Source organism: Psychrobacter sp. W2-37-MNA-CIBAN-0211, assembly GCF_040309405.1.
GTDB lineage: Bacteria > Pseudomonadota > Gammaproteobacteria > Pseudomonadales > Moraxellaceae > Psychrobacter > Psychrobacter glaciei.
In genome coordinates, this window is sequence record NZ_JBEOOU010000082.1 from 1 (window position 1) to 311 (window position 311).

The 311-nt window shown below is 45.0% G+C and carries 1 pseudogene; it reads right to left on the minus strand.

What is annotated here, in order from left to right:
- Positions 1 to 311, minus strand: a pseudogene (locus AAEY72_RS14385) (tryptophan synthase subunit beta); the annotation flags it as partial.

Here is a 311-nt window from a genome sequence, read left to right on the forward strand (position 1 = left end):
CCTTTAGTACCTTTACAAATAGTGGCACCGTGCTCGTGTGTATCTAAACCTTTACCAGCAGGCTCAACACCAATGAGCTTTACACTTGGCTCGTTAATAAAATCACTAAACATACCAAAGGCATTAGAACCGCCGCCAACACAGGCAATAACGGCATCAGGTAGGCGACCTTCAGCTTTTAGCACTTGTTGTTTTGCTTCTTCACCAATAATTTTTTGGTATTCACGCACAATAGTTGGGAATGGGTGTGGGCCCGCTGCAGTACCAAGTAGGTAGTGCGCATCTTGATAATTTGCTGACCAGTCACGTAG